Source organism: Paenibacillus sp. ClWae2A, from assembly GCF_032452295.1.
GTDB lineage: Bacteria > Bacillota > Bacilli > Paenibacillales > Paenibacillaceae > Paenibacillus.
On sequence record NZ_JAULSQ010000006.1, the window covers coordinates 61133 to 74715 of the forward strand.

The window sequence follows — 13583 nt, forward strand, 5'->3', positions numbered from 1 at the left end:
GATGAATTTTAATACACCTTCACGAGGTAAACGTTCGATAGTTGTCAGTATCACGCTGCTCTGCATCGCCATTGCCGTTATTGTGATCAGCCTGAACACGGGAACCATCCGTCTATCACCAATGGCTGTGTTACAGACTTTGCTTGGTAATGGCAGTTCGGATGATCAGATTGTACTGTTTGATTACCGACTTCCTCGCATCCTGGTAACTGTACTGGCCGGAGCGGGACTTGGTATTGCCGGAGCGGCCTTGCAAGGGATCACCCGCAATCCACTGGCGGACCCGGGTATTCTGGGATTACATGCGGGGGCAGCATTTGGACTAATGGTGTTTGTTAGTCTCTCCTTTACAATGGATGGTTCTGTAGCCTTGCTGATTCCGTTGTTTGCTTTTGCAGGCAGTGTTGCCGCCGCCCTAATCATCATGCTGTTGTCTTATGATCGGCATAACGGCGTATCACCCATTAAGCTGATTCTGGTGGGAATCGCGGTAGCGGCCGGGTTCCATGCGTTGACACTCTACCTATCCCTGCGTTTGGATGAAGACACCTATTCCTTTGCCGCTCGCTGGTTGGCAGGTAGCGTCTGGGGTCGGGATTGGATTCATGTGCAAGCACTGCTTCCTTGGGTGGTGTTATGTATCTCGTACATTTGGAGTCGATCCAAAACGCTTGATGCCTTCAATCTTGGTGATGCTGCCGCAACCAGTATCGGGACGCCTGTTCGATCCCAGCGTGTTATTTTGCTGCTCTGTGCCGTGGCTTTGTCTGCCGTCAGTGTATCGATGGCTGGTGGGATCGGCTTTATCGGTCTGGCGGCACCACATCTGGCGCGCAGGCTTGTCGGTCCGATGCATCGGCATCTGATCCCTGCTGCCGGGCTCATCGGTATGGTTATTCTGGTGACCGCCGATACGATTGGACGAACGATCTTTCAGCCTAATGCCATTCCGGCAGGTGTGGTGGTTGCTGCGATTGGTGCACCTTACTTTTTGTACCTGTTAGTACGAAGCAAGTAATCTTTTTTCAAAAAAACAATAAAGACATCCAAGAGATGTTCAAGGAGAATGTGAATACCCATGTTAAAGAAAAATCTAATGCTTGTCATGAGTATCTGTCTGGTGCTTGTGCTCGCAGCCTGCGGAACGGCTAACAATTCATCATCTGCTTCTGGCGGTTCGTCCACGGATACTTCAAGCAACAATCAGGACAACAGTGCAAGTTCAGGAGAGCCACGTATTGCCTCCATGTCGATCCATCTGACCAATGATCTGCTGTCTCTCGGTATTACTCCAGTTGGTTCCGTTATTGGTGGCGAAGCCAAAGGCTTCCTGTCCCATGTTGCTGATCGCCTTCAAAATACAACTCCACTTGGTCCGGTTAAAGACCCGGATATGGAAGCTTTGCTTGCCCTGAAACCCGATGTGATCTATCTGGACGAAGAATTCTCCGGTGATGATATTGCCAAATTTGAAAAAATTGCTCCGGTGCATGTCTTCAATCTGGATGACGGTACATGGCGCGATCATCTGAAAGAGATTGGCAAACTCGTGAATCGCGAGAAGGAAGCCGAGCAATACATTCAGGACTACGCGACCGAAACGGAAGAAGTGAAATCTCTGATTCATGACACGATTGGTGATGGTACTGTGATGGCGATCCGTGTTACTGCCAAAGAATTACGTGTATTCAGTACACGCCGTCCCATGGGTCCCATTTTGTATGAGGATCTCGGTCTGACTCCTGCCAAAGGGATCACAGATATCGATTCGACTAAACCGTATCAAGTCGTCTCCCGTGAAATATTGCCAGACTATGATGCAGATGCGATCTTTGTGGTTGTGAATTCGGATGATGAAGCCCAAACCATGTTCAAGGAACTGCAAAACAATCCGATCTGGCAAGGTCTGAAAGCAGTCAAAGCCGGTCATGTCTACCCGATTGGTGCACAACCTTGGCTCGATTACTCATCTATTGGTAATAAAATGGCCATGGATGAAGCCAAAGAAATGTTCTCCAAAAAATAAAGTGTCCCGTACATCTGATACCCATCATCTATAAAAAACAATAAAAAACCTCACTTTGAATGGAACAGCGTAGGTATGAATCATACTTACGGTCTATTCCCCTCAAAGCTGAGGTTTTTTTGCTTTGGCTCTGCCAGCAAGCTGCAGTCCATCCTCTTCCACCAAGTGCGCTCATAGTGTACAGATAATGATCTCAACATCCGTATCGGCAAAAGTTTTCTGGATAATCGGACTAACCTTCTCCCATTTCAGCCTGTCCAACCCGCATCCTATTCGAGGCATAGCCAGCTTCGTAATGCCATCCATCACACATACGTCCCGCATGGATTCTACTGCATTAGTCAACGATTGGTACGTCGGCTTATTGGAGAACTTTGCCTTGGTGACCAGATTCAGCGTCCGTCCTACCGGATAACATCGTCCAATCTCAAGCGGCTCTTGATTGGCCTGCTCTTGAAGATTTTCCAAACCGAATCGCTCGCGAAACTGTACCGCAATGCCCTTGCCCATCCTTGCATCAGCTGATATGCAGTGCGCAAGCGTGTAATCATCTCCCAGGTCAAATAGATCCTGTTGTCTCTCATGGAACTGCATCGCATTCCTCTCCTTTATCAAGCGCTCTTATTCAATCTATATAAGTTGAACTAAAGATTATTTACACTGACACTACGATGACAGAATAACCTTCCAATCGCTGTTATCCCCAGATTTTTTCGATTCCCTTTTTCTAGAAGGGAAAATCCGGGGATAGCGTATGCTTCCGATGTAGCTTTCCTTCAGAAAGCTTTTAGGCGAACGCTTTGCTTTTTCAGGTTTTTTCTGTCCTCTCCGTTATCGTGCAAATGATTAGTTCAAACTATGTAGATCCCATACTTTTATTAGGCCTCTGCCAAAAAACGTTGAAATGCCTTTAAAGTTCTCTGACCTGCTGATCGATCATATACCGCAAATACAATTCGTTCAAAGGAGTCCTTAAATCCCTCTCCAACTAACACATCATGAAAATACTTCGCCACCACTGCCGGTTCATTACGAAATACGCCGCAACCGTAAGCGCCCAGAACAATCGTACGGTGATCGTTGGAGGCAGCCACATCCAGAATATAACGAATACGTTCCTTCATCACGGACTCAATCTGTAGATCATCCGCTTCTCCACGCTCTTTCACCACACCCGCATTCACCGCTGGCGCAGTAATGAAGGATGATACATAATATTTGTCCAGCAATCGGTCTTCGTCATCACGGATCACCGGAACATCCGGTGAATAGATCATATAATTCGAATAGAGACCCGATCGCTGTTTGCGATTGTACTCGTACATTTCATCCATTTGTGCGATGCACGGGTATAGCCCTGTCGCTCGGGCCAGACTCTCTTCCTGTGCCTGACTTCCGCCTAGGAAGCCGCCGCCCGGATTTTTCGCTGATGCAAAGTTCAGACAGACCACATCTTCTCTTCCTTCAGCTACCGTCAAACGTAAAGCAGCTCCAAGTGTAGTCTCGCCAGTAACTTCAATGCGACCCGGTGCAGCCTCAACTTCAGATGATGGGGCCGTGGGTTGGATTGCAACGTAAGCTTCTGTACGAAGCTTTTCTCTGAGCGCGGACAATTCTGCTGGACGGTATAACGCCGAATTTCGGATGGCTTGCTGCACATCGGTACCTATCTCAACCTTGCGATCATACCCATTTACGTATTGCCCTTCATCCAAAATAGCCAACGTCTGCTGTGCGATATTAGCCCGCATGGAACGTGGATTGGAGCCGGCAATACCGGTTGATCTATCGAGTTTACTGTTGTTGCTGTATCGCCCACTGCTATTGTTCTTATACTGTTGCTTATCACTCATCTGAATCACTTCCTATATCTTCTCTTAGACGGGTAAGAATCTCACCCAGCCAGTTGGTTCCCCGCCATGTTCTTCGATTACGAATACGCGGGTCTTCCTCCGCCAGCCCTACACCCCAGATGCGATCATCCGGACTTGCCTCCACAAGGGTCGTTCCACGAGTGGCACGCAGCGCGGTCAGTAGTTCTTTATTTTGTGTAAATTTAGCCAAATTTCCTTCGTAGACAATGCGCTGGCATTCCGCTTCCCATAAAGTCTGGTCGAAGCCTGCAACCTGTCTGCCCAGCTTTTTTTGTACCGAAGCAGAGCTTGCCTTCAGAATCTTGTCTGCGATGGTCTGATCGCCAAACAGCAGCGCTTTCCGGTGCATCATGTATTGCTCCGCACTCGTGTAGTGAATCCCGTTCACGGTAAAATCCGCCGGGTGCCACTGTGAGAACGGAGATGCAGTCCGCCAGAAAAACGTAAACTTTTCCATCCATATCCCCTCCTTACTTGCTCCTCATGTATGAAGCGATCCAGCCTTGGCTTGAATCACTTCGTCCGAGTTCATTGATTCTTACCGTTTCGTTTCTACGGTGTCTGCCTCTCTGGATTCAATCTGTACAAGCGGGATGGTCGATGACCGGCACTGCTCGCATACTCTCCGGTCTCAATGACCCAATCGGCAATTTTGCGCCGGAAAGCAGCAGCCAGCAGCTTTTTGCCACTGATGATCTCATGCACTTTCTGAAGCGCAGTCAGCGTAAACGTCTCCGGCATCAGATTAAATGCAATATCCGTGTACTCGATCTTGGATCGCAGACGTTCAAGCGCATAATGAATGATTTTGGCATGATCAAAGGCAATCCCCTGAACCTCACCCAACGTCAGATGATGGCTCCGCACTTTTCCTTCTATCGTTTCTTTCGTCTCAACAATTGCTGACAACTCTTCTGTTCCATTGGTCAAAATCAACTGCAACCTGCGTTCTGTCACACGTCCACGCTCATGGATATGGCGCTTCTCTTCCAGAAGTCGCTGCTCCACCCGAAACCAATTGGCCTCACTGGCATCATCACCGGCCTGAAGCTCCAGCTCGCTACTATCCACCAGTGCCATATAGGAACAGCTGATAACCCGTGTACGTGGATCTCGCTCCACATCTCCCCAGGTGTACAGTTGCTCCAGATAAATATCATCCAGCCCCGTCTCCGTCAGCAATTCCCGACGAGCAGCATCTTCCAATGATTCCTGCATGGAGACAAATCCGCCCGGTAACGCCCACTGTCCCAGATAGGGATGGCCGCCTCGTCGGATCAGCAGTAACTGGAGTTCGGGTTCCGCGAGTTTGCGATAGTTCTCCTGAGCCTCACTGCGGATCGTAAAGACCAACATGTCTACGGTGACGGAAGGACGTTCGTAATCACCAGCATTATACGTTTCGAGAAACTGTTGTTCACTGATATGTGCCTGATCCTGATGCTCCCGGTAATCGGGGGCTTTTCCTCCAGAGGAACCTTCATAAGTCATAATAAACGAACTCCATTCTGTTATTAACATTCTGTTATTAACAATTAGATAATATCAATTTATCACATCATTTTATGTCAAGTCAATCTTTCCAGTTCAAAATAAATGATCTGTATTCACTTGACGATATATCAAATCAAACTTAAGATTTAGTTAGTCGACTAACTAAATGTGCGTGTTCAAAAAGTCTGGTATTCAGTATCAAGAAGATGGAATGAAGGTAGAAATGGAGTAGATGATATGAACCCAGTCCAAAACGATCGGTTAATGGGACAGCTATCCGAACTCGTGAAACTGAAACGTTACAAGGTTCATGAGAAACTTGTGAACCACCCCGAGCTATACCCTGGGCAGCCCCCTTTGTTGTTCCAGCTTGAACGGGAAGATGGCCAATCCCAGAAAAATCTGGCCGAACAACTTCAGCGCAGTCCCGCAACGGTGACCGTCATGCTTAAGCGCATGGAAACATCCGGTTATGTGAGACGCGAAGCAGACCCGAAGGATCTGCGCAGTCTGCGGGTCTATCTCACGGATCAGGGGCGCTCCGCGTTACAAGAATTGAGAGAAGTGATTCAGGAGTTGGAACAGCAGGCTCAGAAAGATTTTACCCCGGAAGAATCCCGGATCATGTCTGCACTTGCACAGCGTATGCTCCAAAACCTGCGTGAATCCTGAGGTGATGCAGATTCTCGATTGAAGCAGCTAAAGGTATTATGAAATTGATTCACTTATGCAATTAAAACTGAGGTGATTCCCTATTGTGGACGTTAAAACGATTCTTGACCCCGTATAAGTCGGCGGCAATCGTCGCCCCGCTGCTCATGGTACTTGAGGTAACCATGGACCTGCTCCAACCCAAGCTGATGTCCAGCATCGTGGATGATGGTGTACTTGCAGGCAACCTGCCCCATATCGTGACTACAGGTCTGATCATGCTACTTGTTGCGTTAATCGGCTGGGTTGGCGGCGCAGGCTGTACACTCTATTCAAGCAAAGCTGCCGTTGGATACGGCACAGATCTGCGCCAGGAGCTGTTTGACCATATTCAGACCTTCTCCTTCCGTAATCTGGATACATTTCAGGAAGGGTCTCTGATCACTCGTCTGACCAGTGACATTACGCAGATGCAGACCTTTGTACAGATGCTGCTGCGGATGTTTATCCGTTCGCCAATGCTGATCATCGGTAGTATCATCATGGCGTTTACGATCAGTGTGAAGCTGGCTTTGATTCTTATTGCGACTGTACCCGTACTGTTTATTATTTTATTTATTCTGATAAAAGCATCCTATCCGCTGTTCGCCAGTGTGCAGAGCAAGCTTGATCAGGTCAACGCTGTCCTTCAGGAGAATCTTGCCGGTATCCGTGTGGTCAAGGCATTTGCACGTGCACGTCTGGAGAAAAAACGGTTCAAGCAATCCAACGAAGATTACACGACAACCGCCGTCAAAGCCTGGCGTATTGTCACACTGAATGCACCCGTGCTCAGCTTGATGCTGAACGCTACGATTGTAGCTGTGCTGTGGTTTGGAGGTTTCCAGGTAGTGGGAGGCGATATTGCTGCCGGAGATCTGATTGCTTTTATCAACTATGTCACGGTTGTACTCTCTTCCCTCACGTCCATCGGCATGATGATGATGAGCTTCTCCCGCGCCAAGGTATCAGCTGCCCGGATCAACGAGGTGTTACATACACAGCCGGATATTCAATCAGGAACCGACAACTCCGGGAATGTACAGTCACTCCCGTCTATCCGTGATCAGAACTCATACCAACCATCTCTCCTTCCTTCGCACACAGGCGGTCAAGTGGAGTTCAGAGACGTATCTTTCCGTTATGACGGAGACCATGCACTCACCGGAATTAACCTGAAGGCTCGCCCCGGTGAGAAAGTGGCCCTGATTGGCTCAACAGGTTCAGGCAAAACCTCGCTGGTGCAGCTGATTCCTCGTCTGTATGATGCTTCGCAGGGTGAAGTGCTCGTGAATGGAGTAAACGTTCGTCACTGGGATCTTCAGGATCTTCGCAGCCGTGTGTCCATTGTGCTCCAGGAATCCATTCTGTTCAGCGGCAGCATCCGTGATAACATTTGCTTCGGCCGGCCGGATGCAACGGATGCCGAATTGCGTGCTGCGGCACAAGCTGCGGCAGCGGATGATTTTATTATGAAACTGAAAGACGGGTATGACACGGAACTGGGGCAGCGCGGGGTCAATCTGTCCGGTGGGCAAAAACAGCGTATATCCATTGCACGCGCCCTGCTCATGCGACCGGAAGTGCTGATTCTGGATGATAGCACCAGTGCTGTGGATCTGCGCACGGAAGCGAGTATTCAGAAGGCTTTGCAATCCTTGATGAAAGACAGTACCACCTTTTTGATTGCACAGCGGATCTCATCCGTGAAAGATGCAGACTGTATATATGTCATTGATGAAGGACAGATCGTTGCCAGAGGCACACATGATGATCTGATGGCTCATTCGTCTCACTACCAATCAATCTATTATTCGCAGCAACGGAAGGAGGATGTTCAATTTGGCTAAACCTGCCTCTTCCTCCATACAACAAACGGTCGTGCCTCCCATCGGAAGACCCGGACCAGCGGGCAGAGAACCTGTTCCCAAAGTCAGAGCCAAAAATGCTCGCCACGCCTTAATCCGGGTATGGTCATACATGGGACGTCATCGCAAAGGAGTCATTGCTGCGTTAGTGCTGACCGCTCTCGGCACACTGCTCAACCTGGCAGGACCTTATCTTCTCGGCCGTGCCGTTAACGAACATATCGTTCCCAAAGTAACAACCGGTTTGCTGAAGGAATGTCTCCTCTTGCTGAGTGTTTATGTCGTTGGCTCACTCCTGATGTGGGCGCAATCCTATGTCATGATTGGTGTGTCCCAACTGACCGTCAAAGATCTGCGTCATGCGTTGTTCTCCCGACTACAAGAGCTGCCTGTCAGCTTTTTTGATAAAAATCAAAGCGGGGATCTGATGAGCCGGGCCACCAATGATATCGATAACGTATCTACAACGCTGAATCAAAGCGTGACCCAATTGATGTCCAGTGCCATCCTGCTCGTCGGCTCCTTGTCGATCATGTTTGCACTGGATGTCCGGCTTACCCTGCTCAGTCTAATAACGGTACCTTTGATTACCATCGCCACTCGCCTGATCGCGACAAGAACACGCAAACACTTCACCGCCCAGCAGAAATTACTTGGTGAGCTTAATGGATATGCTCAAGAAACCATTGCCGGACAAAAAGTCGTAGCGGCTTATAACCGTCAGGATCAGGCACATCAACTTTTTCAGAACCTGAACGAGAAACTACGCACATCCAGCACACAGGCCCAGACTGTTTCGGGTTTGGTTGGACCTACGATGAACGTGATGAACAATATCGGGTTTGCCATACTGGCTTCTGTAGGTGGATGGATGGCTTATCATGATCTGACATCCATCGGACTAATCGTCAGCTTTCTCGCTTACTCCCGCCAGATTGAGCGGCCGCTCAACGATCTGGCCAATCAGTACAATCTGATTCAGGCTGCAATCGCAGGTGCTGAACGTGTGTTCCACATTATGGATATGCCTGGCGAATACGTGGAGGAACAGAAGAAACAACTGGATCAGATTCAAGGCAAAGTTGTATTTGAGGATGTCTCCTTCGGGTACAGTGCGGAGCGAGACATTTTGAAGAAGGTCAGTTTTACTGCAAAACCTGGTGAGATGATTGCACTTGTTGGACCCACCGGCGCAGGTAAAACGACCATTATCAACCTGTTGCCCCGTTTCTACGAGATTACAGGCGGGCGGATTACCATCGATGGATGTGACATCTCGGAACTGGAGAAGGATCAACTCCGTCGGCAACTCGGCATTGTACTTCAGGATGCCTACCTGTTCTCAGGTACCATTCGCGACAATCTCGCCTACGGCAAGCCGGACGCAACCGATGAACAGATCAGGCAAGCGGCTGAGCTGGCGAATGCACATTCGTTCATCCGCAAACTGTCACAGGGCTACGATACCCCCATCATTTCCGGGGGAAGCAACCTGAGTCAGGGGCAGCGACAGCTGCTGACCATTGCCCGGGCAATTCTGGCTGATCCGGTCATTCTGATTCTGGATGAAGCAACGAGCAGCATTGATACGCGTACAGAGATGAAGATCCAGGAAGCGATGCGCACTTTAATGAAAGACCGTACCAGCTTTGTCATCGCCCACAGACTGAGCACGATCCGTGAAGCCGATCAGATTCTCGTCATTGATGATGGACAGATCGCTGAACGGGGAAGCCATGACGAGTTGATGCAGCAACAAGGATTCTACTATCAGTTACATCAGGGACAGCTCAATAAGTCGAACTAATGATTATTTACACAGACACTACGATGACAGAATAACCTTCCAATCGCTGTTATCCCCAGATTTTATCGATTCCCTTTTCACAAGGGGAAAATCTGGGGATAAAGGCGAGATGTATGCTTCCGAAGTAGTTTTCTTTCAGAAAGCTTTCAGCTCCGCTTTTTCAGGTTTTTTCTGTCCTCTCCGTTACGTGTAAATGATTAGTTCAACCCAATATAGTCTGATCTGAACCGATGTGGACTCCACACATTAACTTATTAATCGAAACACTAAACGCCGCATGAGGTTCTTCAGAACCCACGCGGCGTTTTTTTGTTTAATGACTATGTTATTGCTATCTCTGGGTCAGTAATACGAGTTACGTCTCCATTGGCAGATGAAGCGTGAAGGTCGAACCCACCCCCATTTCGCTATGGACGGTAATTTTACCATTGTGATCCTGAACGATTTTCTGGCAGAGTGCAAGTCCCAGTCCCGTACCTTCTTCTTTGGTTGTATAAAATGGATTAAAGATTGTGGATAGCGAATTTTCCGGAATGCCGCTTCCTGTATCTGTAATTGAGATGAGTACTGCGTCTGCGTCCTGCAACAAATCCATATGAACCTCACCAGGGTCTGTCATTGCTTCAAAAGCGTTACGAATCAGATTGATCAGTACCTGCACAATCTTATCCCGATCCATGTTGATCACAACTGGCTCATTAGTCATTTCAAGCGTAATTCGATGCCCACGAGATGCCGCATCTGACTCGGTCAAAGACATCACCCGCTCAAGGCAGTGGCCCAATTGTTCCGGCTTCATGTGATTGGCATGTGGTTTGGAAAACTGCAAAAATTCAGCCGTCAGATCGGTCACTCTCGTCACCTCACCCATAATCACTTCATACCATGGCGCGATATTAAATGCTTGTCCTCGTGACAGCTGTAGGAATCCCCGAATTGCGGTAAGCGGGTTCCGAATTTCATGAGCCATACCCGCGGCCAGTTCACCAACGGCTCTTAATCTTTCAGAACGAAATACTTCTTCTTCATTTTTCAGCCATTTGCTGCGCTGTTGTTGAAGCAACCTATCCTCGGCTACCGACATAAAGTGCTGCAACGAATCCGACATTTCCGGGTACAGAGAGATGCTGTAGCTTACCTGGAGTCCTTGAAGCTGAACGGATAGCAGTGACGACATGCGTTCTTCCACATCCTGTATCTCCGGCAAAACGACCGCAAATCGGTCTCCTGCATAACGGGATATGCCGTAGGCCTCGTTGAAATGATTGCTAATCATCTGGCCTGTACCTATGATTACCGTACACCAAGGATCTTCTGAATCTTTTTTAAAGCCGCTATAGTTATTAACGTTCAAAAGGACAAGCAAAAAAGACCGATGCTCTTCTACTGTCTTATGCAGCACCTCCATATAACCTTCGTAATTCAACAGTCCCGTAAGCGGATCATGGAGGGTCAGGAACCGATTCTTTTCCCGAAGTCTGCGCTTCTCGACCTCACTGTTGATTAAGGTATGATACAAAAAGATGATAACAACCGAGGTTAACAGGTCAAATAACGAGACGAGCAAAGTATATGTATCTACAGGCACATACGAAAGCCGAATCACCGTATATTGCAGCATAAGCAGCAACGAAATCGGCAAGGTCTGCGCCAACCGCTGTTTGTCCTGTATCATTGAAATAATAAGCATATAATACAGCATGTTACACCAGTTCAGTTGACTGTAATAATGGAATATCCCGAGAAAAATCCACTGAAACTTCCGCAGCACAGGATATCGTCTCTCCCCAAAAATACTTGCTACCAATAATGTCCCTGAAAGCGACATTATTGCCATATGAGGGGTAAGCCTTAGAACATAAGAGGACAGAATGACAAGCAGACAACCTAGCGGGAATATCACCATTTTCATCGTGTAACTTAGCAAACAGCCTCGCCCCCTTTGACATAAAACTCACATCTAACAACTTATGTACATGTATTATATCGATTATGATTAGCTGATGTTGTCGATTAGTGGAGGCTCGTCAAATTCGCACGAATGTATAAATTATGAAGGCAATAGGACATATGATGTAATTGTAATCAACAAAAGTGAAACAATTCCTCTTCGCATAGATCATTATTGTGGTACAATACATTAATGGATTAATTTAGGATAAATTCTTGGTATATGGAGGATGTCACATGACAACACAACGAAAACCACTGGGCTTCGGAACGCTATCTCTGCTCGTACTGACGATGGGCCTTGCCTTTAACTTTCCATGGGGCCAAGCAAATTTTATGATCAGTCATTACCTTTTTAACTTAATAAACATACCGATTTATAGCAACGGAACTCAAGGACTTCACATTCCTTTTGTAGTAGCGGCCCTCTTCTGGATTCCAGCCTTCTTGATCGCCAAAAAATATCGTGCGCATTTTGGCACAAGTGTATCTTATAACGTCGCCGGATTTATGTTGCTCTTATGCATCATTGGACCAGTTATCCCCGTTATCGATTGGATGGTCAATGGTTAAACAATTAAAGCCAGCTCTCTATATCCCGAGGGCTGGCTTCTTTGCTGCTTTTCCATATAAGATGGGCAAATTATTTACACGATAACGTAGAGGACAGAAATAACCTGAAGAAGCGGAGCTAAAAGCTTTCTGAAAGAAAGCTACATCGGAAGCATACACCTCGCCTTTATCCCCGGATTTTCACTTCTTTAGAAGGGAATCAAAAAATCTGGGGATAACAGCGATCAGAAGGTTGTTCTGTCATCGGAGTGACTGGTGTAACCTCTTGAGGCTCATCTTATTTTTTCGCCATATACTTACGGATATCAAAAGCCACCGCAGCAACAATGATCAATCCTTTGATAATCAACTGCCAGTATGGACTTACACCGATAAACGTCAGACCATAGTTAATGACCCCGAAGATCAGCACACCCGCCATAACCCCAGGTACCGTTCCAATACCTCCTGCCGTTGATACGCCGCCTACCACACATGCGGCAATCGCATCCAGCTCATACATGTTACCGTAATTGTTCGTTGCTCCACCTGTGCGTGCTGCCTCAAGCACACCACCCAGGCCATACAACGCACCCGCAATGGCATACAGCGCAACCAGGTTGCGTGCCACATGAATCCCGGATACATGCGCTGCCTGAATGTTGCCACCGATCGCGTACATATTTTTGCCGAGACGTGTTTTGTTGAAGATCACCCAACAGATTAATGCCACCGCAATCGCAATCAGGACAATATACGGTATGGAATAACCTCCGCCTAGATCAATGTATCCAGAGCCAATAACGGTAAAATCGGGTCTCAATCCTCCGATCGGCTGTGACTGGTTGGGTTCCGTATCAAAATAAATGGAGTTTAGTCCATACACAGCAACCATCGTACCCAACGTTGCGATAAAAGGAGGCACATGTAATTTGGCGACAATGAGTCCATTTACCAGTCCCACGAATAGACCCGCGGTAATCCCGACAAGGATCGGCAAACCTACCCATAAGTGGGGCAGATCGGGGAAGAAGCGGTTTGCATACTCGTCAATTTGCAGCATCGATGCCGATACAACAGCCGTCAGACCAACCACCCGTCCAGCGGACAGATCGACCCCGCCCGTGACGAGGATAAAGGCTGCACCGAGCGCAATAATGGCCCGTGTGGAGGACTGCTGTAAGATGTCCCTTAGTGTAGAGAAGGCCAGAAAATTCGGATCGGCAATAGCAATACCAATGATGAGCAGGATCAGTACGATAAAGATGGCGCGCTGTGTTACGTATTGTTTCACTTGATTGATCATCTGTGTGTTCATCTGT

12 protein-coding genes are annotated in these 13583 nt (G+C 47.9%); 6 read left to right on the top strand and 6 right to left on the bottom strand.

The genetic code is table 11. From position 1 onward, the window contains the following. The first annotated feature begins 1 nt into the window (after nucleotide 1). Both QVE09_RS18660 and QVE09_RS18665 read left to right on the top strand, forming a co-directional pair. Nucleotides 2–1018: a FecCD family ABC transporter permease gene (locus tag QVE09_RS18660; protein ID WP_315937973.1), complete on the top strand. Its 1017-nt coding sequence runs from the start codon at nucleotides 2–4 to the stop codon at nucleotides 1016–1018. A gap of 60 nt (nucleotides 1019–1078) precedes the next feature. Further along, nucleotides 1079–2026, top strand: a complete 948-nt coding sequence (locus tag QVE09_RS18665) for an iron-hydroxamate ABC transporter substrate-binding protein (RefSeq protein ID WP_315937974.1) — start codon at nucleotides 1079–1081, stop codon at nucleotides 2024–2026. A gap of 171 nt (nucleotides 2027–2197) precedes the next feature. Here the strand turns inward: QVE09_RS18665 and QVE09_RS18670 are convergent, their stop codons facing one another. From QVE09_RS18670 to QVE09_RS18685, 4 genes are all read right to left on the bottom strand, one after another. After that, nucleotides 2198–2620, bottom strand: coding sequence for a macro domain-containing protein (locus QVE09_RS18670; protein WP_315937975.1), 423 nt, complete (start codon nucleotides 2618–2620; stop codon nucleotides 2198–2200). Between the two features lie 284 nt (nucleotides 2621–2904). Beyond that, nucleotides 2905–3777, bottom strand: a complete 873-nt coding sequence (locus tag QVE09_RS18675; protein ID WP_315938155.1) for a TIGR02452 family protein — start codon at nucleotides 3775–3777, stop codon at nucleotides 2905–2907. Nucleotides 3778–3871: 94 nt separating this feature from the next. Next, nucleotides 3872–4357, bottom strand: coding sequence for a riboflavin biosynthesis intermediates N-glycosidase (locus QVE09_RS18680; RefSeq protein ID WP_315937976.1), 486 nt, complete (start codon nucleotides 4355–4357; stop codon nucleotides 3872–3874). A 95-nt stretch (nucleotides 4358–4452) separates the two neighbouring features. Next, complete coding sequence (locus QVE09_RS18685) at nucleotides 4453–5391, bottom strand: NUDIX hydrolase (RefSeq protein WP_315937977.1); 939 nt, start codon at nucleotides 5389–5391, stop codon at nucleotides 4453–4455. Nucleotides 5392–5631: 240 nt separating this feature from the next. Between QVE09_RS18685 and QVE09_RS18690 the strand changes: the two genes are divergently transcribed. The 3 genes from QVE09_RS18690 (at nucleotide 5632) to QVE09_RS18700 (ending at nucleotide 9759) form a co-directional block, all read left to right on the top strand. After that, a complete protein-coding gene (locus tag QVE09_RS18690; protein WP_315937978.1) occupies nucleotides 5632–6066 on the top strand; it encodes a MarR family winged helix-turn-helix transcriptional regulator in 435 nt (144 codons plus the stop codon). Between the two features lie 83 nt (nucleotides 6067–6149). Beyond that, nucleotides 6150–7934 carry an ABC transporter ATP-binding protein gene (locus QVE09_RS18695; RefSeq protein ID WP_315937979.1) on the top strand — a complete coding sequence of 595 codons (1785 nt, stop codon included), beginning with the start codon at nucleotides 6150–6152 and terminating at the stop codon, nucleotides 7932–7934. Next, on the top strand, nucleotides 7918–9759 hold the full coding sequence (locus QVE09_RS18700) for an ABC transporter ATP-binding protein (protein WP_315937980.1): 1842 nt from the start codon (nucleotides 7918–7920) through the stop codon (nucleotides 9757–9759). The genes QVE09_RS18695 and QVE09_RS18700 overlap by 17 nt, the downstream gene beginning before the upstream one ends. A gap of 355 nt (nucleotides 9760–10114) precedes the next feature. Here QVE09_RS18700 and QVE09_RS18705 read toward each other — a convergent pair whose 3' ends face one another. Next, complete coding sequence (locus QVE09_RS18705; RefSeq protein ID WP_315937981.1) at nucleotides 10115–11530, bottom strand: ATP-binding protein; 1416 nt, start codon at nucleotides 11528–11530, stop codon at nucleotides 10115–10117. 416 nt (nucleotides 11531–11946) lie between these two features. On the opposite strand from QVE09_RS18705, the gene QVE09_RS18710 reads away from it, so the two are divergent. Further along, nucleotides 11947–12282, top strand: coding sequence for a hypothetical protein (locus QVE09_RS18710; protein ID WP_315937982.1), 336 nt, complete (start codon nucleotides 11947–11949; stop codon nucleotides 12280–12282). Between the two features lie 277 nt (nucleotides 12283–12559). Here QVE09_RS18710 and mglC read toward each other — a convergent pair whose 3' ends face one another. Next, nucleotides 12560–13579 (bottom strand): galactose/methyl galactoside ABC transporter permease MglC, encoded by a 1020-nt coding sequence (gene mglC / locus QVE09_RS18715; protein ID WP_017690326.1) that lies wholly within the window; start codon nucleotides 13577–13579, stop codon nucleotides 12560–12562. Between the last annotated feature and the right edge of the window lie 4 nt (nucleotides 13580–13583).

What these genes read in the sequence shown, in the direction of transcription:
- QVE09_RS18680 (WP_315937976.1), bottom strand. Translation starts at nt 4,357, where the DNA reads ATGGAAAAGTTTACGTTTTTCTGGCGGACTGCATCTCCGTTCTCACAG.
- QVE09_RS18675 (WP_315938155.1), bottom strand. Translation starts at nt 3,777, where the DNA reads ATGCGGGCTAATATCGCACAGCAGACGTTGGCTATTTTGGATGAAGGG.
- QVE09_RS18665 (WP_315937974.1), top strand. Translation starts at nt 1,079, where the DNA reads ATGTTAAAGAAAAATCTAATGCTTGTCATGAGTATCTGTCTGGTGCTT.
- QVE09_RS18710 (WP_315937982.1), top strand. Translation starts at nt 11,947, where the DNA reads ATGACAACACAACGAAAACCACTGGGCTTCGGAACGCTATCTCTGCTC.
- QVE09_RS18700 (WP_315937980.1), top strand. Translation starts at nt 7,918, where the DNA reads ATGTTCAATTTGGCTAAACCTGCCTCTTCCTCCATACAACAAACGGTC.
- mglC (WP_017690326.1), bottom strand. Translation starts at nt 13,579, where the DNA reads ATGAACACACAGATGATCAATCAAGTGAAACAATACGTAACACAGCGC.
- QVE09_RS18670 (WP_315937975.1), bottom strand. Translation starts at nt 2,620, where the DNA reads ATGCAGTTCCATGAGAGACAACAGGATCTATTTGACCTGGGAGATGAT.
- QVE09_RS18690 (WP_315937978.1), top strand. Translation starts at nt 5,632, where the DNA reads ATGAACCCAGTCCAAAACGATCGGTTAATGGGACAGCTATCCGAACTC.
- QVE09_RS18685 (WP_315937977.1), bottom strand. Translation starts at nt 5,391, where the DNA reads ATGACTTATGAAGGTTCCTCTGGAGGAAAAGCCCCCGATTACCGGGAG.
- QVE09_RS18660 (WP_315937973.1), top strand. Translation starts at nt 2, where the DNA reads ATGAATTTTAATACACCTTCACGAGGTAAACGTTCGATAGTTGTCAGT.